At 42.6% G+C, this 19,779-nt stretch carries 23 protein-coding genes; 20 read left to right on the top strand and 3 right to left on the bottom strand.

The window, feature by feature from the left end; genetic code table 11:
* Window positions 1-1,248: an ammonium transporter gene (locus PZB74_RS12785; protein ID WP_302242796.1), complete on the top strand. Its 1,248-nt coding sequence runs from the start codon at window positions 1-3 to the stop codon at window positions 1,246-1,248.
* A gap of 55 nt (window positions 1,249-1,303) precedes the next feature.
* Here PZB74_RS12785 and PZB74_RS12780 read toward each other — a convergent pair whose 3' ends face one another.
* Entirely contained in the window at window positions 1,304-1,519 is a 216-nt protein-coding gene (locus PZB74_RS12780) for a hypothetical protein (protein ID WP_302236581.1), read from the bottom strand.
* 335 nt (window positions 1,520-1,854) lie between these two features.
* Between PZB74_RS12780 and PZB74_RS12775 the strand changes: the two genes are divergently transcribed.
* The 18 genes from PZB74_RS12775 to PZB74_RS12690 all read left to right on the top strand — a co-directional run bounded on the left by PZB74_RS12775 (window position 1,855) and on the right by PZB74_RS12690 (window position 16,680).
* Complete coding sequence (locus PZB74_RS12775) at window positions 1,855-2,238, top strand: DUF3127 domain-containing protein (protein WP_302236579.1); 384 nt, start codon at window positions 1,855-1,857, stop codon at window positions 2,236-2,238.
* A gap of 83 nt (window positions 2,239-2,321) precedes the next feature.
* Window positions 2,322-2,666 (top strand): hypothetical protein, encoded by a 345-nt coding sequence (locus PZB74_RS12770; protein ID WP_302236577.1) that lies wholly within the window; start codon window positions 2,322-2,324, stop codon window positions 2,664-2,666.
* Between the two features lie 102 nt (window positions 2,667-2,768).
* Window positions 2,769-3,293: a ferritin gene (locus tag PZB74_RS12765; RefSeq protein WP_302236576.1), complete on the top strand. Its 525-nt coding sequence runs from the start codon at window positions 2,769-2,771 to the stop codon at window positions 3,291-3,293.
* 65 nt (window positions 3,294-3,358) lie between these two features.
* Window positions 3,359-4,291: a zinc-binding metallopeptidase family protein gene (locus tag PZB74_RS12760; protein WP_302236575.1), complete on the top strand. Its 933-nt coding sequence runs from the start codon at window positions 3,359-3,361 to the stop codon at window positions 4,289-4,291.
* A gap of 1 nt (window position 4,292) precedes the next feature.
* The gene (hpt, locus tag PZB74_RS12755; RefSeq protein ID WP_302236574.1) at window positions 4,293-4,820 is read left to right on the top strand and encodes a hypoxanthine phosphoribosyltransferase; all 528 of its coding nucleotides are present in this window, start codon (window positions 4,293-4,295) and stop codon (window positions 4,818-4,820) included.
* A gap of 109 nt (window positions 4,821-4,929) precedes the next feature.
* The gene (locus PZB74_RS12750; protein ID WP_302236571.1) at window positions 4,930-5,508 is read left to right on the top strand and encodes an adenylate kinase; all 579 of its coding nucleotides are present in this window, start codon (window positions 4,930-4,932) and stop codon (window positions 5,506-5,508) included.
* Between the two features lie 72 nt (window positions 5,509-5,580).
* Window positions 5,581-6,570, top strand: a complete 990-nt coding sequence (gene obgE, locus PZB74_RS12745; protein ID WP_302236568.1) for a GTPase ObgE — start codon at window positions 5,581-5,583, stop codon at window positions 6,568-6,570.
* A gap of 88 nt (window positions 6,571-6,658) precedes the next feature.
* Window positions 6,659-7,282, top strand: coding sequence for a nucleotide exchange factor GrpE (locus PZB74_RS12740; protein WP_302236566.1), 624 nt, complete (start codon window positions 6,659-6,661; stop codon window positions 7,280-7,282).
* A gap of 6 nt (window positions 7,283-7,288) precedes the next feature.
* The gene (dnaJ, locus tag PZB74_RS12735; protein WP_302236564.1) at window positions 7,289-8,437 is read left to right on the top strand and encodes a molecular chaperone DnaJ; all 1,149 of its coding nucleotides are present in this window, start codon (window positions 7,289-7,291) and stop codon (window positions 8,435-8,437) included.
* Window positions 8,438-8,552: 115 nt separating this feature from the next.
* Window positions 8,553-9,443, top strand: a complete 891-nt coding sequence (locus PZB74_RS12730) for a toast rack family protein (RefSeq protein WP_302236562.1) — start codon at window positions 8,553-8,555, stop codon at window positions 9,441-9,443.
* A gap of 122 nt (window positions 9,444-9,565) precedes the next feature.
* On the top strand, window positions 9,566-10,471 hold the full coding sequence (locus PZB74_RS12725; protein WP_302236560.1) for an ABC transporter ATP-binding protein: 906 nt from the start codon (window positions 9,566-9,568) through the stop codon (window positions 10,469-10,471).
* Window position 10,472: 1 nt separating this feature from the next.
* Window positions 10,473-11,792 carry an ABC transporter permease gene (locus tag PZB74_RS12720; RefSeq protein ID WP_302236557.1) on the top strand — a complete coding sequence of 440 codons (1,320 nt, stop codon included), beginning with the start codon at window positions 10,473-10,475 and terminating at the stop codon, window positions 11,790-11,792.
* Window positions 11,793-11,920: 128 nt separating this feature from the next.
* A complete protein-coding gene (locus tag PZB74_RS12715) occupies window positions 11,921-13,204 on the top strand; it encodes a sensor histidine kinase (protein ID WP_302236555.1) in 1,284 nt (427 codons plus the stop codon).
* Between the two features lie 181 nt (window positions 13,205-13,385).
* Window positions 13,386-14,009: a hypothetical protein gene (locus PZB74_RS12710; protein ID WP_302236553.1), complete on the top strand. Its 624-nt coding sequence runs from the start codon at window positions 13,386-13,388 to the stop codon at window positions 14,007-14,009.
* Window positions 14,009-15,070, top strand: a complete 1,062-nt coding sequence (locus PZB74_RS12705; protein ID WP_302236550.1) for a sensor histidine kinase — start codon at window positions 14,009-14,011, stop codon at window positions 15,068-15,070. Before PZB74_RS12710 ends, PZB74_RS12705 begins: the two co-directional genes overlap by 1 nt.
* A 1-nt stretch (window position 15,071) precedes the next feature.
* Complete coding sequence (locus tag PZB74_RS12700) at window positions 15,072-15,842, top strand: LytR/AlgR family response regulator transcription factor (protein WP_302236549.1); 771 nt, start codon at window positions 15,072-15,074, stop codon at window positions 15,840-15,842.
* Window positions 15,843-15,872: 30 nt separating this feature from the next.
* Window positions 15,873-16,178, top strand: coding sequence for an NADH-quinone oxidoreductase subunit NuoK (gene nuoK, locus PZB74_RS12695; RefSeq protein WP_302236547.1), 306 nt, complete (start codon window positions 15,873-15,875; stop codon window positions 16,176-16,178).
* A 55-nt stretch (window positions 16,179-16,233) separates the two neighbouring features.
* Window positions 16,234-16,680, top strand: coding sequence for a MarR family winged helix-turn-helix transcriptional regulator (locus PZB74_RS12690; protein WP_302236546.1), 447 nt, complete (start codon window positions 16,234-16,236; stop codon window positions 16,678-16,680).
* 49 nt (window positions 16,681-16,729) lie between these two features.
* On the opposite strand, the gene PZB74_RS12685 is transcribed toward PZB74_RS12690, so the two are convergent.
* Window positions 16,730-17,425, bottom strand: a complete 696-nt coding sequence (locus tag PZB74_RS12685) for a MarC family protein (protein WP_302236543.1) — start codon at window positions 17,423-17,425, stop codon at window positions 16,730-16,732.
* 160 nt (window positions 17,426-17,585) lie between these two features.
* On the opposite strand from PZB74_RS12685, the gene PZB74_RS12680 reads away from it, so the two are divergent.
* Window positions 17,586-18,470 carry a sugar phosphate isomerase/epimerase family protein gene (locus tag PZB74_RS12680; protein WP_302236541.1) on the top strand — a complete coding sequence of 295 codons (885 nt, stop codon included), beginning with the start codon at window positions 17,586-17,588 and terminating at the stop codon, window positions 18,468-18,470.
* Here the strand turns inward: PZB74_RS12680 and PZB74_RS12675 are convergent.
* Window positions 18,467-19,738, bottom strand: coding sequence for a 3-keto-disaccharide hydrolase (locus tag PZB74_RS12675; protein ID WP_302236539.1), 1,272 nt, complete (start codon window positions 19,736-19,738; stop codon window positions 18,467-18,469). The genes PZB74_RS12680 and PZB74_RS12675 overlap by 4 nt on opposite strands.
* Window positions 19,739-19,779 lie beyond the last annotated feature (41 nt).

Genomic DNA, 19,779 nt, shown 5'->3' with positions numbered 1-19,779 from the left:
ATTATGGACGCATTATTTACGACAAACAACCTGTGGATGATGGTAGCCACAATTCTGGTATTTATCATGCACCTAGGATTTGCTACACTAGAAACAGGGCTTACCCAATCTAAAAATACTGTTAACATTCTTTTCAAAAACGCTACTATCCTACCCATCGGGCTTATCACCTACGTACTTTGGGGATTTAATATTATGTACCCTGGCGAAGCTTTTGCCGGTGGTTTCTTCGGCTTTGCCGGCTTTGGCCTTTCTTTACCCGAAGGTGCTAACGACGGTGGGTATAACGAAGCTTACACCTACTATACCGATTTTCTGTTTCAGGCCATGTTTGCTGCTACTGCTGCTACTATCGTTTCTGGAGCGGTAGCTGAGCGTATTAAACTAAACAGCTTCCTGATATTTACTGTCATCTACGTAGGTTTTTGCTACCCTATCGTAGGTATGTGGAAATGGGGAGGCGGATTCTTAGATAGCCTGGATACTTCTTTCTACGATTTTGCCGGTTCTACTATCGTTCACTCAGTAGGTGGATGGGCCGCCCTAGCTGGGGTTATGCTGCTTGGTGCTCGTAAAGGCAAATATATTGATGGTAAAATTCGTCCTATTCCTGGCCATAGCATGCCGTTTGCCACAGTGGGTGTATTCTTGCTTTGGTTCGGTTGGTATGGTTTTAACGGAGGTTCAGTACTTAGCGCAGATCCTGGGCTGGTATCTCTTGTATTCGTTACAACAACTTTAGCCGCTGCGGCTGGAGCACTAGGTGCATTGGTAGCATCAATTATTGTTGTAAAGTCAAACGACCTTACCATGGTACTCAACGGAATTCTGGGTGGTCTGGTAGGTATTACTGCCGGCGCTGACCAGATGGGCGCTACAGATGCCATTCTGATCGGACTTATTGCCGGAGCATTAGTAGTATGCGCGGTGGTCTTCTTTGATCGTATGAAATTAGATGATCCTGTTGGAGCCATTTCTGTACACCTGGTTTGTGGTGTATGGGGTACTTTAGCGGTAGGTATCTTTGGAGAGCTTGCCAGCGGTGCCCAGTTTATGAGTCAGCTAATTGGTATAGCGTCTGTAGGCGTGTTCTGCCTGGCTACTTCTCTTCTTATCTTCTACGTACTTAAAGTTACTTTAGGTATAAGAGTAAGCAGCGAAGAAGAAATTGAAGGGTTAGATATCGGAGAACATAAAATGAGAGCTTATCCTGATATGCACAAAAATGTAGAAGAAGTTTATTCTTAATCTATCTTCTAGAAATAAAAAAATACCTGCTCTTTAATCGGAGCAGGTATTTTTTTTAGTAAGCACCTACAGTTTCTCTTTCTTTTACAGTAGGTCCGCCACCCGGTAGGGTTACACCTGGAGGCAAATCCAGTTCCGGCACATCAAATTCAATCGGAAGTCCCCCATCATTGTTAGAAGAGTTTGAACGACGACCTTTAAGGGCACTAATAATGACCAACACACTACCTAGGGCCAATACTAAGCAAGCTACGATATAATCTAAAGCCATAGTTTACTGATGGATTTTATGAGATAACACAAATAATTTCGAGCGGATAACGATTAGCTTTCTAACCTTATTTCTGTAGATACAAAAACTGAACCTGAAATCTTCAGTTCTAATGATCTGATTCGCAGAGGCAAAACCTTTGCCATTTTGCTGAACAGAAAACACAAGTGCAGAGCAAAAAAATTTCGTAGCTACCCTTTTCTTTGAAAAAACTTACTGCCTACATCTTATCCTTCTGCTGTGTTTTTTACCTTTGTATTCATAATCCACAATTTACCCGAGGCATAAGCATTCACCTTAGGTAAAAATGTTACAATCATACTTAATAGTAGAATATGGAAGTTAAAGGAAAGCTAATTGAGATTTTTGATACTACACAGATCAGTGACCGCTTTCAGAAAAGAGAGTTTGTGCTAGAGTATGCAGATAATCCTCAATATCCCGAATACGTAAAGTTTGAAGCTATACAAGACCGTTGCGCAATGCTTGATGATTTTAAGGTTGGCGAAGAGGTTACTGTGTTCTTCAATTTAAAAGGTCGTAAATGGACTGACCGCCAGGGTGAGACTAAATACTTTAATTCGCTCCAGGCCTGGCGTATGCAAAAAGGAGGAAGCAGCGGAGCAGGAGCACCCTCTGAGGCACATGATACCCCCCCGCCCATGAACGACCAGCCATTTGCTGATGGTGGCGGTGACGAGGACGACTTGCCATTCTAAGCATTTGCTAAAAAATTTTAAGTGCGGACAACAAATTTTACGGCTTATTTGTATTTATTATAAATAAGCCTAATTTTGTCCGCATGTCAGAAAACAGAGCAGTCTTCCGCAACGAAATTGGGTGTATTTATCAAGATGATAAGCAAGGTTGTTTCGTTTTAGAATACAATGGCTATAAAACCATCCTTTCTGTACCCTGCTTTTTCTGCATTAAAAAGGCCGTTGACAAAATAGATGTTAAGGCCATGATTGCAGATCCGGACCCTGCCTCAGATATTGCGATTATCTCTCCTCACAGCTGCGACCGTTGCTTCGTACTTACTATAGCTGAGCTTCTCTCGCTCAAAGAGCTCTTTGCCGGTGCCAAGGTTATGCTAGAACTTAACAGCATTTTACAGGAGCGCATCTACTCTTCCATGGTTATTTGAACTGTTTAGAACCTTTCCGAATTGATGTATTAGGTAGCATTTTCTGCAACCATGCACGATATTTATAGTATATAGTGACACTGTGATAAAATAAATACATCTATGAAAGATTTATTAAGGCTAAAAACATCGTTGACCGAAGAAGTAGAAAGTTTGCTAAACGAGCAGATTAAAATGGAAGCAAAATCATCTGCAATATACCTTGCAATGGCTTCCTGGTGCGATAGACATGGCTTTGACAATAGCGCTGACTTCTTCTACAATCAGGCTGAAGAAGAAAGAGTGCATATGATGAAGATATTTAAATATGTAAATGACCTGGGTGGTGCTGCCGTCTCTCCTGAGATCACCAATGTACCCACAGAGTTTGAATCTTTTAAAGGTATCTTTGAAGAAGCACTCCAGCAGGAAATTGCCGTTACCCAGTCTTTTAACCGTATAGCCGCTAAATGTCAGGCTCTGCAAGACTTTACTACTTTTAACTTCCTGGCCTGGTTCCTGAATGAGCAGGTAGAAGAAGAGTATATTGCTCGTCGTTGCCTGGAGCTCTTTGATGTTATTGGTGAAGAAGGTATCGGTCGTTACACGATTGACAAACAAATTGCACATGTGAAATACGAAGCTTAAATTTGCATCTTCACATAATCTTTGAAATTTGCCCGGCCTTACCGCCGGGCATTTTAATTTTGTAGATGGATACCAGTCTTTTACATAAGCTTTGCGAAATATTTGCCCCCTCTGGAGATGAGAGTCTCATGAAAGAGTTTCTCATAGAATATGTCAAGGAACATAGTGCAAGCTGGAAGGTACAACCCGAAGTAATTGCCGGAGAAGAACTGCAAGACTGCCTAATCCTTCGCTTTGGCAATGCTCGTACAGCTGTTTTTGCCCACATGGATTCTATAGGATTTACCGTACGATATCAGGATCAGCTGGTACCTATTGGCAGTCCGGATGTTAAAGACGGGTACAAACTGATAGGAGAAGATAACCTTGGCCCCATTGTTTGTGACCTTAAAGTGCAGGAGCAGAAAAAAGACCGCAGAAAAAAATTACACTACAAATTTGGCAGAGGCATTATTAGTGGTACCAACCTGGTATATGAATGCGATTTTAAAGCCAAAAAGAAATATATTACTTCCTCTTATCTGGACAACAGACTAGGCATTTACAATATGCTCAAGCTAGCAGAAACCCTAGAAAATGGCTTAATCGTATTTAGCTGCTGGGAAGAACAGGGAGGTGGTTCCGTTCCCTTTTTGCTTGACTATATTATGAAGCACCATCCGGTAAAGCAATGCCTTATTGCTGACATCACATGGGTAACCGAAGGGGTAAAACATGGAGAAGGAGCTGTCATTTCTTTAAGAGACCGAAACATTCCTCGCCGTCCTTTTGTAAATAAAATCATAAAGCTGGTAGAAGATGCGCAGCTTCCCTATCAGATAGAAGTAGAAGTAGAAGGTTCAAGTGATGGCCGTGAAGTACATATGTCTCCTTATCCGCTGGACTGGTGTTTTGTAGGCATACCTATTGCCCATGCGCATACTCCTCATGAGAAGGTGCATAAAAAAGATATTGAAAGCTACTTAAACATTTATCAATACCTGATGCGAACTTTGTAATATGAAAATCAACGATAAATCATTTGTCCCTTACATAGAAGAGAAAGCCATACAGGAAGCGGTACAAGACATAGCTCAGGCCATAAATCAAGACTTTGCCGAACGCAAGCCGGTGCTGGTTACGGTACTAAATGGTGCATTTATGTTTGCCTCCGACCTGATGAAATGCCTGGATATAGAAGTAGAGATCAGTTTTGTAAAAGTGAAATCTTATGAGGGTACGCAAAGCAGCGGCAAAGTAAAGCAACTCTTTGGTTTAGATACCCCACTGGAAGGTAAAGATGTGATCCTTTTAGAAGACATTGTTGATACCGGGTATACCGTACAGCACCTCATTAAAATACTGGAAGAGAAAAAACCAGCCAGCATCAATATCGCCAGCCTTCTTTTTAAGCCTGATGCCCTTCAGGTTCCGGTCAGTCTTAAGTATAAAGGTATAGAAATACCAAACAAATTTGTGGTAGGCTACGGCCTGGACTACGATGGTTATGGTCGCCAGTACAAAGATATTTACCGCCTTAAAGAATAAGCGTCACTTACTGAATTTTCAATATTATTATTATTACTACCCCATAGGGCTTATATTTGCTGCCTTATCTAGGCCGTCATTGTAATTATTTCATTAAAATAACAACGCCATGCTAAATATCGTACTGTTTGGCCCTCCTGGAGCAGGGAAAGGAACACAAAGCGAGAAACTTATAAAACACTATAATCTACTACATATTTCTACAGGAGACCTCTTTAGAAAACATCTGGGAGAAGGTACTGCGCTTGGACAAAAAGCTAAGGAATATATGGATGAGGGTAAGCTTGTTCCAGACCAGCTGGTGGTAGATATGGTTGACGATAAGTTACAGGAAGACCATCAGGCCTCAGGAATTATCTTTGATGGCTTCCCGCGTACCATACCTCAGGCGGAAGCTCTAGATAAATTACTGGAAAGCAAAAATATGCCTATTGCAGCTACTGTAATGTTAGAAGTACCTGACGAAGAGTTAATTACCCGCCTTTTGGAGCGAGGAAAAACTTCAGGTAGAACTGATGATCAGGACCGTAGCAAAATTGAAACCCGCCTGGAAGTTTACAAAAACGAAACCCTGCCGGTAGCCAACTACTACAGTGAGCAGGCTAAACTAGCCAAAGTCAATGGCGTAGGCGCTATAGACGATATCTTTGGGCGTATTACTAAAGAAATAGACGCAAAAAAATCATAAGCCATAAGGCTATGAACTTTTAAGCTTTGTTTAGGCTTAAAGAAGCAAATCACCCCTAAATCCACTGACAGTTTGGCTTCATCCAACTTTATAGACTATGTGAAATTCTGCGCCCGCTCCGGTAAAGGGGGCGCAGGCTCTGCTCACCTTAGGCGCGAGAAATTTGTGCCCAAAGGAGGACCAGATGGTGGGGATGGTGGACGAGGCGGACATATCATCCTTCGGGGAAATGCTCAGCACTGGACACTCCTCCATTTAAAATACCAAAAGCATGTAATTGCTAAAAATGGTGAAGGGGGAGGCCCCAGCCGCAAAACAGGCGCTCAGGGAGAAGACGTGATTCTTGAAGTACCGCTAGGTACCGTAGCCAGACATGCTGAAACCGGAGAAGTAGTAGGCGAAATTACTGAAGAGGGTCAGGAGTTTGTGCTATTGGAAGGCGGACGAGGAGGCCTGGGCAATGACCATTTTAAAACACCTACTTTTCAGACTCCCCGCTATGCTCAGCCCGGTGAACCCGGTAAAGAAGAGTGGTTTATCCTGGAACTAAAAGTGCTGGCAGATGTGGGTCTAATTGGCTTTCCTAATGCAGGAAAGTCTACGCTATTATCCGTAGTATCCGCAGCCAGGCCAGAGATTGCAGACTATCCATTTACCACGCTTACCCCTAACCTGGGAGTAGTGGAATATCGCCAGTTTCAATCATTTGTAATTGCTGATATTCCGGGGATTATAGAAGGAGCCGCTGAAGGTAAAGGCTTGGGCACACGCTTTTTGCGACATATTGAGCGAAACTCTATATTGCTTTTTATGATTCCGGCAGATAGCGATGATATTAATAAAGAATACGAGACTCTACTTAGTGAGCTGGAGCGCTATAACCCAGAGATGCTGGACAAAAAACGCTTACTGGCCATCACTAAATCTGACCTGCTGGATGATGAGCTTATGGAGGCCATCAAAGCTGAGATGAATATAGACCTTCCGTATATCTTTATTTCTGCGGTAGCAGAGAAAAACATTACGGAACTTAAAGACTTACTATGGCAGGCTTTACACTAGCCTGTCATCTTGTCACAGATGTTGCCATTGGCAAAGAAGTTGACCATTTCAAGAGGATTATTACACAACATTTAAATTAGCTTTGGTTATGGCTCAAAAAGAATCTGAAGAAAAAAACCAACAGACTGAAACAACTGCAGAAGAGAGCATAAACGAGCAGACTGCAACTGATAACGAGCAAATGAATTCTACGCAAGAGGAGGCTGACAAAGCTTCTGACAACAATAATACAAACCCTGACGATACGACAGCGCAGGATGATACCGTGAAAAAGCTAGAGGAAGAAGTATCTGCGGCCAAAGATAAATACCTGAGGCTATATGCGGAATTTGAAAACTACCGTAAGCGTACTTCTAAAGAAAGGCTGGATCTTGTAAAGACTGCCAACGAAGATTTGCTTCAGGACCTGCTCCCCGTTGTAGATGATTTAGAACGCTCACTGCAGGTGTTTGAAAACAAAGAGGAAGTTGCCCCTATGCATGAAGGTGTAACCCTCATCCACCAGAAATTTCATAAAGTGCTGACCCAAAAAGGCCTGAAAACTATGGAAGTTGGGCCAGGCAGTGACTTTGACAGTGACTATCACGAAGCGGTAGCCCAAACGCCAGCACCCAAGGAAGAACTGAAAGGTAAAATTGTAGATGTAGTAGAAAAAGGCTACTTCCTGGGTGAAAAGGTGTTGCGCTTCGCTAAAGTTGTAATCGGACAATAAAGCTTTATGGCAAAAAGAGACTATTACGAAATACTAGGCATTTCTCGGGATGCTTCTCAGGACGAAATCAAAAAGGCTTATCGTAAGACAGCTATCAAGTTTCACCCTGATAAGAATCCTGATAATCCTGAAGCAGAAGATAAGTTTAAAGAGGCAGCGGAAGCCTACGAGGTGCTTCGCGATCCTGACAAGCGTGCACGCTACGACCGATTTGGTCATCAGGGTGTAGGTGGTAATGCAGGCGGCGGCTTCGGAGGCGGAGGCATGAGTATGGATGATATCTTCTCTCAGTTTGGAGATATCTTTGGCGGCTCTGCTTTTGAAAGCTTCTTTGGAGGCGGCGGAGGTGGTGCTCGTCAACGCCAGCGTAAAGGCTCTAACCTGCGTATTAAGCTTAAGCTCACCCTACAGGAAGTAGCCCAGGGGGTAGAGAAAAAAATAAAAGTAAAGCGCTACATTTCTTGCGATGTATGTGGTGGCAATGGTGCTAAAAATGGAACTGCCGTTACTACCTGCCAGACCTGTAATGGTAGCGGACAGGTCAGAAAAGTCGTAAATACCATGCTGGGTCAGATGGTATCTGCCAACACCTGCCCTACCTGCGGAGGCGAAGGTAAAACCATAGACGAAAGATGCGGCAAATGCCACGGAGAAGGTCGTGTGCTGGAAGAAGAAGTAATTCCGGTAAAAATACCAGAAGGTGTAGGCGAAGGCATGCAACTTTCTATGTCTGGCAAAGGTAATGTACCCAAAAGAGGTGGCATCCCCGGAGACCTGCTAATTGTTATTGAAGAAGTAGAAGACGAGTTTTTAAAGCGAGATGGCAATAATGTAATCTACGACCTTCATTTAAGCTTTGTAGATGTAGCTCTTGGTACTCAAATAGAAGTTCCGACCATAGATGGTAGTGTAAAAATTAAGATTGAACCCGGAACTCAAAGTGGTAAAATACTCCGTCTCAGAGGAAAAGGTATTAAAGAAATTAATAGCTACGGGCAGGGAGATCAACTCATACATGTAAACGTATGGACTCCTAAAAAGCTAAATGATGAGGAGAAGAAAATCTTAAACGACCTTAAAGACTCTCCTAACTTTAAACCTAACCCAGGTAAGTCAGACAAGAGCTTCTTTGAGAAAATGAAGGAATTCTTCTAGCGTTTAAGCAAGATATACATAAGTATTTTAAAGCAATGCACCATAAGCATTGCTTTTTTTCATGTAATACTGGCAACCACAGCAACCCAATTTTGTTTTTCCCGTATGCAAGAACATGAAAGTTTTAATAGTATTGATATTAAGCACAATACTGACGGTAACGGGGGGGAGAGCACAAACAAAACAGCATTATCACGTACTGCCGGTAGATGAGCATCAAGTTGTAAAACTTGTGATGAACGCTCCATCTGTTTCCTGCCGCATAAACTCTACTTATAACATGCGAGCAGTAAGCATCTACGGCTATCCGGAAAATGAACAATTCAATCCTATAACGACCAATCAGGTCAGCAATAATCAACATCTGGTAAAACTCAATTTTGAGGACTCCAGAGAAAACTTCACTTCAAGTATTTCTAACCGAATTTTTTCTAACGCGAGGGAGTCGTCAGCTAAACCCTGGCATGTATACCTCTCAAGAGGAATTCCTTTTGATCTGGATTTACGCTATGGTATGGGCAACTCTACAGTAGACCTTTCTGGACTTACGATAGAAAAATTCAAGATAAATACCGGAAGTGCAGATATTAAAGTAGGCTATTTTGCCGATGTGGCTAATAGGGTTGCTATGGATACCTTTTATGCAAAAGTTGACTTGGGAGTACTGGAACTGGATAAGCTTAATTTATCGCGTGCCGGAGAAGTAGTGGCTGAGGTAGGTTTTGGAAAGTTGCTTATAAACTTTGGCGATGAACTTGATCATAAAAGCCATATAAGAGCCAGCGTAGGCGCAGGCAGTATGATAGTATCATTAGAAGATCCGGATATACCTCTGATCATTTCTTTTAACAACTCCCCACTCTGTCGTATTAAGTTGCTACAACATTTTAGAGAGATAAGACCCAACGTGTTTGTAAGTGAGAGCTATAATGAAGAAGCAGCAAACCTGATTAGCTTTGACATAGATGTAGCTATGGGCAATGTGGTTTTCCAGATGAATGAATAAGTTCAGATCATTTTGGTTTACAATACATATAACTGGGGCGCAATTACAACTTGCGCCCTTTTTTTATTTGCTTAGCTTAACTACTAAGATATATTTACAGCAAAATACTTTTACCTTAGAGCATGAATATTCTAGAGGCGCAACACATCTCTAAAAAATACGCTAAGCATGAGGCGCTCCGCGATGTTAGTCTGCACATACCACAACAGTCCATTTTTGGTTTACTTGGCCCTAATGGTGCTGGTAAAACTACTCTTATCCGTATTGTAAACCAGATCATCAATGCAGATAGTGGGCAGATACTGATTAAAGGAGAAAAATTAAAGCCTAAGCACATTGCCGATATTGGATACTTACCGGAAGAGAGAGGTTTGTACCCTAAAATGAAAGTAGGAGAACACCTGCTCTATCTGGCCCAGCTGAAAGGACTTAGTGCTAAAGACGCATTTACGCGTATCAACCACTGGTTTGAGCGACTCAATATCAGTGGCTGGAGTGAGAAAAAGATAGAAGACCTTTCTAAAGGTATGCAGCAGAAGATTCAGTTCATTGCCACAGTAGTGCATGAACCAGACCTGATAATTCTGGATGAACCTTTTACCGGCTTTGATCCGGTAAATGCCAACCTGATTAAAGATGAAATACTGAAACTTAGAGAAAGTGGCAAAACTATTATATTCTCTACTCATCGTATGGAGTCTGTAGAGGAGATGTGCAGCCATATTGCCCTTATCAACAAATCAGAGAAAATACTAGATGGCACCAAAGCTGAGATTAAAAATCGCTACCGGTCCAATACCTTTCAGGTAACACATACTGGAGAACTCAATGGCTTGCATATAGACTATACGCTTTTGAAGGAACAACGCCTGGAGAATGGTGATTTCTTCTCTACCCTTCAGATTGCTGAAAGCTACGCTCCAAATGACCTGCTCAGAGAACTCATCAACTGTGTAGAAGTGCACTCCTTTCAGGAAAAAGTGCCAGATATGAACGAGATATTTATCCGAGAAGTACAAGACAACTAGCATGAACAAAATAGGACTCATTATCAGGAGAGAATACCTGACTCGCGTACGCAAAAAGTCTTTCATCATCATGACCTTACTGGGGCCATTAGTTTTTGCCGCCATCGTGATTGTACCTGTATGGCTGGCCTCAATGGATAGCAGCGAGACCAGAATTATCTCTGTAGTTGACGAAAGTGGCCTTTTTGAGAATAGCTTCCTTACTTCCGAGGCCGAAGACGGTAACATCATCTACCAGTATGTGAACGAACCGGTAGAGAAGGCAAAAGAGGTAGTCAACCAGGGTCAACAATTTGGACTGCTTTACATCCCGGATATAGATATCGATAATCCTACGGGCATCACACTCTTTTCTGAGAGTAGCCCCAGCCTGAGTATGCTCAATAGTATTGAGCGTATGCTAAAAGATAAAGTAAAAGACCTTAAGCTAAGTCGCGCAAATATTAGTCGGGAAGCACTGGCTCAGCTAGAAACTGATATCAATATCCAGACAATTAGCTTGACTGAAGCTGGCGAACAGCAAGGCAGTGCAGGTGTGGCCTCAGTAGTCGGCTATGTAGGTGCCTTCCTAATCTATACCTTTATCTTTTTGTACGGGGCTCAGGTAATGCGAGGGGTAATGGAAGAAAAATCTAACCGCATCGTTGAGGTAATCATCTCCTCTGTACGCCCATTTGAACTAATGATGGGCAAAATTATAGGAGTAGCCTCCGTGGGGCTTACCCAGTTTTTACTTTGGATTGGACTCACTTTAGGGCTGTCTACCCTCTTCCTTCAGGGAGTAAACCCAGAAGAGCTTGTGCAGCAACGTACCCAGCAGATGCAGCAAGCCATGCCAGAAGACAATTCCGCACAAATGGAGATGGCTATGGGCATACATGAAGCTATGGCATCTATAGACATTACTACTTTTGTACTTACTTTTCTGTTTTATTTTCTGGGTGGCTATTTATTGTACGGTGCACTTTTTGCCGCTATTGGTTCGGCAGCTGACTCCAATACCGATACCCAACAGTTTATGTTACCCATTTCTGCTCCGCTGATTATCTCCATAGTTACCTTGGGAGCAGTGCTTAACGAGCCTAACGGCTCGCTGGCAATATGGCTATCTATGATTCCCTTTACCGCACCTGTTACCATGATGATGCGCGTGCCGTTTGGCATACCTACCTGGCAGCTTATTTTGTCTATGCTACTACTAGTAGGGGGCTTTATCTTCACTACCTGGCTGGCAGGGCGTATTTATCGTGTTGGTATACTAATGCACGGCACCAAGGTAAATTATAAAGTGGTAGGAAAATGGCTCTTGTCTAATAACTAGCCCCTACCCTGATAGCTAAAGCGCTAATATTCTTGGGCTTATAAATAATTTATCGCTCCGTATTCGTTAACTTACATATGCACTGCTGATTTTCTAAAGGGAATATCGGCTCAAAAGTAAATTTGTATATGAGTAAGCGCTTTTATGCGAAAGATAAGGTAAGCAACATTTACCAGCAGAAGAATACAGTTAAGTTTATAGTGTTAATAGTAGCTACCCTAATTGCAGGGGGCTCAGTCTTTTACACTAATAGTTTGGTAGAGGAGCTTAAAGAGAGAGAGCGTAGCTTTATCAACCTTTATGCTGAAACACTGGAAATGGTTGCGAATTCTGAAGGTGATGATATCCCCTTCCTTTTCCAACAGGTAATTGTACCTAACAATAGCATTCCCGTTATCCTGACAGATAGCTACGGTAACTACATTGAAGGCCGTAACCTGGGGCTTAAAGATACTTATAGCGAAGAAAAGAAGCAGCGCATCATAGAAGCTCAGCTGGAAGAGATGCGTGAGTTGCACGACCATATAGAAATTGTATTAACTAACCCTACTACTGGCATGGTAGATGGGTACCAGTTTGTCTACTATAAGAACTCTTACCTACTTACTCAGTTACAGTACTACCCCTATGTGCAGCTCTCTGTAATTGCCGTATTTGTTATTCTAACCTATTCTGTTTTCAGCTACTCTAAACGTGCAGAGCAAAACCGGGTATGGATTGGCATGGCCAAAGAAACAGCCCATCAGCTAGGGACCCCCCTTTCTTCTTTAATGGCCTGGCTGGAGTTTTTCCGCTCAGAGCCGGAGCGTTATGACCCCAGTATCATCAAAGAGTTAGATAAAGATATTAAGCGTCTGGAGATGATTACCGCGCGCTTCTCAAGCATCGGCTCTATCCCTACGCTTAAGCAGGAAAATATCCTCAGCACCATCAAAGAAACAGTAGGTTATCTGGAAAAACGTATCTCTACCAAGGTAAAGATGGAGATCAAATGCTCATCTGAGCAGATACTGGCTATGATGAACCGCCCCCTCTTTGAGTGGGTAATAGAAAATATCTGCAAAAATGCAGTAGATGCCATGAGTGGCGTAGGCCGCATTACCATTAACATCAGTCAGGAGAGAGATAAAGTAGTTATAGATATCACCGACGATGGTAAAGGGATTCCTAAGTCTAAAATCAGCCAGGTTTTTACGCCCGGCTATACTACTAAAAAAAGAGGTTGGGGATTAGGACTTTCTCTTTCGCAACGCATCATAGAAAACTACCACAAAGGAAAAATCTTTGTAAAAGAATCTGAGGTAGATGTTGGCACTACTTTCCGCATCATACTTTTTGCTCAAAAGAAGGGAGCTACACCTCTGGACAAAAAAACACAAAGCCGCCCCTTAGAACAGCAGCAGGCAGGCTAATCCGGTTCGCACACAATTTATTCCTGCTCATCCACTTTTATAATACGCTAGTAACCTGATCATTTAGATTTGCCCAGTGGGCAATACACAAAAAGTTAGCGCCGCTCACTCAACAAAAGACATGCTTAATGGTAGTTACAACAGACTATTATTATTTATACTTTTTAAACTTTTGTTATTCATGAAGATGTACAGAAATATACTTTCCCTGATCTTAATATGCTGCTTGTCTACTACACTTTGGGCACAGGAAGAAAGCGAACAGGAAACACTCTTTGGCGATTTTACCATTACCAATTCCGGTGGATACCTCGCTCCCAGTGTTAAACTTTCTGCGATAGAAGGAGACTTTGCTACCTTTTTCGGGGGTAAAGGAGGTTGGCTGATCAACAAAAAATTTATGATTGGCGGAGGCGGATATAGCCTCATCAACAATCTGGATGTAGCTCCTGAAAACAGAGTAGATCCTAATCTGGACTTGCACTATGATATGGGCTACGGGGGTTTTATGTTTGAATACATAGTCAACTCCGACCGAATCCTGCACCTTTTGAGCAATGTATTAATTGGTGGAGGAGGTATTGAACAGGACTATGAGGGTGTAGGAGATTTTGAGAGCTCCAAAAGTAATTTCTTCGTATTTGAGCCCGGAGCTCACCTGGAAGTAAACGTAGCTCCCTTTTTTCGGGTAAGTGGAGGCGTAACCTACCGCCTGATTAGCGGTTCAGATACTTTTGGCATTACCGACAGCAACCTAAGTAGTATGAGCGTGGCGCTTAGCCTTAAGTTTGGTAACTTTGATTAATGATACCTATAAGATCTCCCCGACTCAGCCGCTACAGAAATATCCTATTTGCCGTAGCTATCATGAGCCTGCTAATTCCCGGGCTGTATGTTATTAAAACATGGGTTGCCGGGGAGACATGGGAAGCCTTAGAACAAAACCATTTTTGGTACAGCATCCTCTTTACCTTTACAGTATCAGCAGCCATTTTTGCAGCTAATATTACGGCAGTCAGAAAACTGGATACGTGGTTACCCTGGAACCAATACGTAGCTAAGCGTATAGCACTGGAAATTATTCTTACCTCCTTTAATGCGGCGCTAATTATGCTGCTATGGACTTACCTCTACGACCAGTTGTTTGCACGCTCAACGGATTTTTATAAGAGCATGCTCTTTAATAATCTGTTTATCGCCCTGATTGCCAATGCCATTGCTACCGCTGTTATGGAAGGAAGTGCCTTCTTCAGAGCATGGAAAGCTTCCTTAATAGAAGCCGAAAGCTTACAAAAAGAAAACTTACGCACCCAATACGAAGCACTAAAAAGTCAGGTTAACCCTCACTTTTTGTTTAACAGTCTTAATACCTTGTCCTCTTTGGTACACAGCAGGCCAGACACCGCAGAAGAGTTTATTAATGAATTTGCGCGCTTTTACCGCTACATACTGGAAATCAAAGACAAAAATTTGGTAAGCCTCCGGGATGAGTTTAGTATGGCAGAATCTTATATGTACTTACAGCAGATACGTTTTGGCAAAGCATTACAGGTACACCAAAATGTATTTTCGGAGCACTGGGAGTTGTACCTCCCACCTCTCAGTCTGCAAATTTTATTGGAAAACGCTATCAAGCACAATGCTTTTAGCCGCGAAAGCCCCCTCAGTATTTTCATAGAAGTACAGAATAACTATTTGATAGTGCGCAATACTTTTCAAAAGAGGCAGGAAGAGGTAGGCTCCACTGGGATAGGACTCTATAACCTTAAAGAAAAGTATCGCCTGCTCTCTGTGCAAAAGCCTAAATTTTATAAAGAAGATGGACAGTACGTAGCTCACCTACCACTTCTATACAAACCAAACTGATATGAAAGTACTTATTATAGAAGATGAACAGCCTGCTGCCGACAAGCTTATCCGCCACCTTAAGGCTCTTGACTCCCGCATTGAAGTTCTGGATGTACTGGATACTATAGACAAAGCCGTCAGGTGGTTGCAACAATACCAGGCCGAACTTATCTTTTTAGACATACACCTGGCCGATGGGGTCTCTTTTAAGATATTTGAACACCTACAACAGCAAGGCATAACTCATATGCAAACTCCCATCATTTTTACCACCGCCTACGATGAATACGCAATTCAGGCATTCAAACTGAACAGTATAGACTATCTGCTCAAACCTGTGAGCAAGCGAGACTTACAAGCTAGCCTGGAAAAATATAAGCAGCTTAAAAGTCAGCAACAGGTTCCAGAGCAAAACCTGAAAGCCCTGATGCTAAGCCTGCAAAAACCAACATACCGAAAGAGGTTTATGGTGAGTTACGGGCAAACCATTAAAAGCATAGAAGTAGCTGAGATCGCATATTTTTATGCTCACGAAAAACTGGTACAGATGCTTAGCTTTCAAAGCCAAAAGTATGTCGTGGATTACACCATGCAGCAGTTGGAAGACACGCTAGACCCTGAGCAATTCTTTAGGATCAACCGCAAATTCATTGTAAATATTGATGCAATAGCGCAAATGCATACCTACTCAAAAAGCAGGGTAAAGCTGGACCTCAAGCCTCAAAACCAAATGGAAGCGGTAGTAAGTGTAGAGCGTTCTCCTGACTTTAAAGCATGGCTGAGTCGCTAAAATTTTATAGTTTTACACAAAATCTACATTATGATTCCACTGGAACATTACTTTATCCTGAGTGCTTTACTGTTATGCATTGGCATTGCTATCGTTATTGTTAAAAAGAATGCTATCGTAGTGCTTATGGGTATAGAGCTGATCTTTAATGCTGCTAACATTAACCTAATTGCTTTTAGCCAGTACGATGCTTTCAAGCTTCAGGGACAGGTTTTTTCTCTTTTTGTGATCATTGTTGCCGCAGCAGAGGCAGCAGTAGCTATGGCAATTGTTCTAAAGATTTATAACTTTTATAAAACAGCTAACCTCAATGAGGTAAATAGCATGAAAGAATAAGGCAGAAGTAGGCCTTATAGAATGATGTTTTTGATAGAATAACTATCTTTAGTCAATGAAACTGGAAGAAGAGATCAAACAAAAAAAGTTTGCTAGTGAGCATCATAAGGTTATCGTTAACCTGATGTATACGGGCAACTGGGTATACTCCATCAACAAATCATTTTTAAAACAGTATAACCTTTCTCCTGAGCAATACAATGTACTGCGCATATTACGAGGTCAGTACCCTAACCCCTCATCTGTTATGTTGCTCAATGAACGTATGCTGGATAAGATGTCTAATGTCTCACGTATTGTAGAGAAGCTAAGGCTTAAACATTTGCTCACTCGTAAAGAATGCCCTGCCGACCGCCGACAGGTAGATATCACCATTACCGAAGAAGGACTCAAGCTACTGGAAAAGATTGATGTTTCTGAGTTCAATGAGCATGCTGCTAAAAACCTGAGTGAAGAAGAGGCTGCACAGCTCAATCACTTACTAGACAAAGCAAGAGGTTAATCTTCCGTTTAACCTCTTACAAATTTTTATTTACTTCACTTATTGGCTTTTAGGGGTTATCTTTTGCACCATATGAATTAGGATCATCAAAGGTAGACTGCCCTTCCAGCCAGTTGGGAAATATTGCTCCCAAGCCCTCTAACATAAACTGCATAGCAATAGCTGCTACAATAATTCCTAGTATGCGTGTCATAACCACAAATACCAGGTTATCTATATTTTTTTCCAGAAAATGTGAAAAGGCAAATATTAGAAAGAGCAAAAACATTGTACCTACCAGTATTACCGACATACCTACATTATCCATCATATTACTCGCTCGTGAACCGTACAAAACTACCGTAGTAATTGTGCCCGGCCCCGAAAGCATAGGCACTACCAATGGCACTATTACCTTTCTAAAACGTTTTTTAGAAATCTCAAAATAGGTTTCCCCTTCTTCGTCTCTTTCATCCAGGCGGGTAGCCTGACCTTTTACCATTGAAAAAGCTGTCTGTAACAATAGCAAGCCTCCTGCTACTTTAAAAACAGGAATGTCTATACTAAAAAAGCGCATTACCATCTGGCTTCCATTCAGAAATAACAGAAGTATAGCAGTAGCAGAAAGAGTGGTCAAAAGAGCTACTTGTTTACGTACTTTCCTGCTGGTATCGCTCATCAGTTCCGACCAGAAAGGCACCAGACCTATCGGGTTGGCGATTGCCAGCATTGCTAAAGCGAAGTTTATATTTAAATCCCATGACATACCTCCTAGATAGACAAGATAATGCCAAGCCTACAAATACCTTATACCAGGCTTTTTTAAAGGTTTTAAGAGGAAAAAAATGCGCGACAGCGCTATTTAGCTGTGGAACACATTACTCAGCTCATCAGATTTTTCTATATTCCGTAAACGACAACAACCTATGAACCGACGCCGCTTTTTGAAAACGTCTGGCTGTGCTGCTACGGCTCTTCCTGTATTATCAGGCTTACCTACCCTGGCTATGGCCCAACAGCCTAACCTCAAGCTGGCTCTCAATGCTTTTTCATTCAATCAGGCATTAAGAGAAGGTAGTATGAACCTGGAAAGCCTCTTGGAGTATTGTGCTAACCTACCTTTTGCTGCCCTGGATGCCACCGCCTATTATTTTCCAGGCTACCCACTGGTACCAGACGATGCTACGCTTTACAGCTTTAAGCATAAAGCATATACGCTGGGCCTTTCCATCTGTGGTACCGGCGTACGAAACGATTTTGCCCAGCGTGATTCGCAAAAAAGAAAAGAAGACCTAAAGCTGGTAGAAAACTGGATTGCAGCAGCAGCCAGGCTAGGCACTCCCTGCCTTCGTGTATTTGCCGGAAAAACTGTAGAAGACCGTAGCGAATGGAAGAGAGCTCGCGCCCGCCTTATTGACGGACTCCGCCAAAGTGCAGATGTGGCGGCTCAGTATGGTGTGATGCTCAACTTACAAAACCACTATGAGTTTCTTAAAACAGCGAATGAAGTAGAAGATGTATTGCTGGAGATAGACCACCCCTATCTGGGACTTATGCTGGATATTGGCAGCCTGAGAGCTAAGCCTTACCAGGAAATAAAGCAGCTAGCTCCTTATGCCCGCAGTTGGCAGGTCAAAGAGGAGGTTTATGTAAATGGGAAGGCAGAAAAGACGAATATAGAGCGAATAGTAGAAATAGCACGTGCTGTACGTTACAGGGGCTACTTTCCACTGGAGACTTTGGGGCCGGGCGATCCTAAAGCAAAAGTACAGGCACTGCTTCAGGAAGCCCAGGCTGCTCTTAGTTCCTAGTAACCTACAAAAGGGATACCTTCAAAATTCTTTAGCTGGATGTTTTTGTAACTGACCTGAGAAGGACCTTCATCAGTAGCTACCCTGGGGTATACCTGTAGACAGATTTTACCTGCCTCCTGATACTTCGTTGGTACTGTAGCCTCTGAGGCCTTAACTCCATTTACGTAGACACTCAACTGCTCATCAAAAGCGAAAATTTCCATTGTATTCCACTCTTCGTAACTGATGAGACCGGTAAAAGCGCGGGCATGAGTATTAATAGAGCCTGTGGGGTGGGCCCACGCCATTCCCGGAGCATCGTAGACGTTTACTTCTAGTCCTACATCCAGACTTACCTCTGTGGCATCAGGTTGCAGTCTTACAAAAACTCCACTGTTATCCTCAAAGGCAATCTTGAATTGAAGGCTAAGGTAGAAGTTCTTGTAAGTTTTATCTGTACAAAGGTACCCACCATCCGAGCCCTGGCTATCACCGGTAATTATACCTTGCGCGACAGACCATTTTGCTTCACCCAGCTTTTGCCAGCCATTAAGGCTTTCTCCATCAAATAGAGTCTGTTTACTTCCTTTATAGGTAGAAAGCATATAGTCGCGTAGCTGTGGCTGGCTAAATGAGGAAGGAGGCAGTTCTTTAATTTGCATCTGACGAAAACGTACTTCACCGGCATCAGTCAAAGGAGCTTGTAAGGCAATAGCCCCCTTGCTACTTCTACGGCTAAAAGTTTCTACCACCTTTTTTCCGTTCACCTTTACTTCTATATGATCACCATCTGCTTTTACGTGCAGTTGGTTCCAGCCCTGAGGATCTATGTCTTCATTCCAGAAGGCTCTGGCCAGAAAGTCCAGAGTGCCGCTAGGGTTGGGGATATCCGCACGATTGTCCAGGTTTACTTCATAGCCACTGGTGACCGGATCTACATTTCGCTTGGTAGGAACACGTATCGCCACACCACTATTGGTGCCCTCACTAAGTTTAAACTCAGTCTTAAGCTCAAAATTAGCAGGCTGTGCATTAGATATCAGCCAGCCCGGAGCATCGGCATTGCGTCTTAAGATCAGTTGCTGCCCTTCTACCCTGGCATCTGCACTTCCGGTAGAGTTCCAGTTTTCTAAAGTCTCACCGTTGAAGAGTGTCTGCCACTCCTGCTCTTTAGTAGTGTTTACTTCTACATCGGTTTCGTTTTGTGAGGGTGAGCATGACAAAAAGGCAAAGCTCATACAAAGGCAATAGGCAATAGTACGGTTAAGGCGTCTTGCTAGTAGCATAGGTGTTTTAGCTTTTATATTAGGTTGTTAGTAGTTCAGAA

The organism is Porifericola rhodea (assembly GCF_030506305.1).
Classification (GTDB): Bacteria; Bacteroidota; Bacteroidia; order Cytophagales; family Cyclobacteriaceae; genus Catalinimonas; species Catalinimonas rhodea.
The sequence above is the reverse complement of the archived record's forward strand: the minus strand, read 5'-3'. Positions and strand labels throughout refer to the sequence as shown.

Excerpts from the sequence above, each read along its gene's own strand:
- PZB74_RS12710 (WP_302236553.1), top strand. The coding sequence starts at position 13,386 with ATGAAGATGTACAGAAATATACTTTCCCTGATCTTAATATGCTGCTTG.
- PZB74_RS12720 (WP_302236557.1), top strand. The coding sequence starts at position 10,473 with ATGAACAAAATAGGACTCATTATCAGGAGAGAATACCTGACTCGCGTA.
- PZB74_RS12770 (WP_302236577.1), top strand. The coding sequence starts at position 2,322 with ATGTCAGAAAACAGAGCAGTCTTCCGCAACGAAATTGGGTGTATTTAT.
- PZB74_RS12775 (WP_302236579.1), top strand. The coding sequence starts at position 1,855 with ATGGAAGTTAAAGGAAAGCTAATTGAGATTTTTGATACTACACAGATC.
- PZB74_RS12740 (WP_302236566.1), top strand. The coding sequence starts at position 6,659 with ATGGCTCAAAAAGAATCTGAAGAAAAAAACCAACAGACTGAAACAACT.
- PZB74_RS12680 (WP_302236541.1), top strand. The coding sequence starts at position 17,586 with ATGAACCGACGCCGCTTTTTGAAAACGTCTGGCTGTGCTGCTACGGCT.
- PZB74_RS12760 (WP_302236575.1), top strand. The coding sequence starts at position 3,359 with ATGGATACCAGTCTTTTACATAAGCTTTGCGAAATATTTGCCCCCTCT.
- PZB74_RS12780 (WP_302236581.1), bottom strand. The coding sequence starts at position 1,519 with ATGGCTTTAGATTATATCGTAGCTTGCTTAGTATTGGCCCTAGGTAGT.
- PZB74_RS12700 (WP_302236549.1), top strand. The coding sequence starts at position 15,072 with ATGAAAGTACTTATTATAGAAGATGAACAGCCTGCTGCCGACAAGCTT.
- dnaJ (WP_302236564.1), top strand. The coding sequence starts at position 7,289 with ATGGCAAAAAGAGACTATTACGAAATACTAGGCATTTCTCGGGATGCT.
- PZB74_RS12690 (WP_302236546.1), top strand. The coding sequence starts at position 16,234 with ATGAAACTGGAAGAAGAGATCAAACAAAAAAAGTTTGCTAGTGAGCAT.
- PZB74_RS12685 (WP_302236543.1), bottom strand. The coding sequence starts at position 17,425 with ATGTCATGGGATTTAAATATAAACTTCGCTTTAGCAATGCTGGCAATC.
- PZB74_RS12715 (WP_302236555.1), top strand. The coding sequence starts at position 11,921 with ATGAGTAAGCGCTTTTATGCGAAAGATAAGGTAAGCAACATTTACCAG.
- PZB74_RS12765 (WP_302236576.1), top strand. The coding sequence starts at position 2,769 with ATGAAAGATTTATTAAGGCTAAAAACATCGTTGACCGAAGAAGTAGAA.
- PZB74_RS12675 (WP_302236539.1), bottom strand. The coding sequence starts at position 19,738 with ATGCTACTAGCAAGACGCCTTAACCGTACTATTGCCTATTGCCTTTGT.
- PZB74_RS12725 (WP_302236560.1), top strand. The coding sequence starts at position 9,566 with ATGAATATTCTAGAGGCGCAACACATCTCTAAAAAATACGCTAAGCAT.
- PZB74_RS12705 (WP_302236550.1), top strand. The coding sequence starts at position 14,009 with ATGATACCTATAAGATCTCCCCGACTCAGCCGCTACAGAAATATCCTA.
- hpt (WP_302236574.1), top strand. The coding sequence starts at position 4,293 with ATGAAAATCAACGATAAATCATTTGTCCCTTACATAGAAGAGAAAGCC.
- nuoK (WP_302236547.1), top strand. The coding sequence starts at position 15,873 with ATGATTCCACTGGAACATTACTTTATCCTGAGTGCTTTACTGTTATGC.
- PZB74_RS12750 (WP_302236571.1), top strand. The coding sequence starts at position 4,930 with ATGCTAAATATCGTACTGTTTGGCCCTCCTGGAGCAGGGAAAGGAACA.
- PZB74_RS12730 (WP_302236562.1), top strand. The coding sequence starts at position 8,553 with ATGAAAGTTTTAATAGTATTGATATTAAGCACAATACTGACGGTAACG.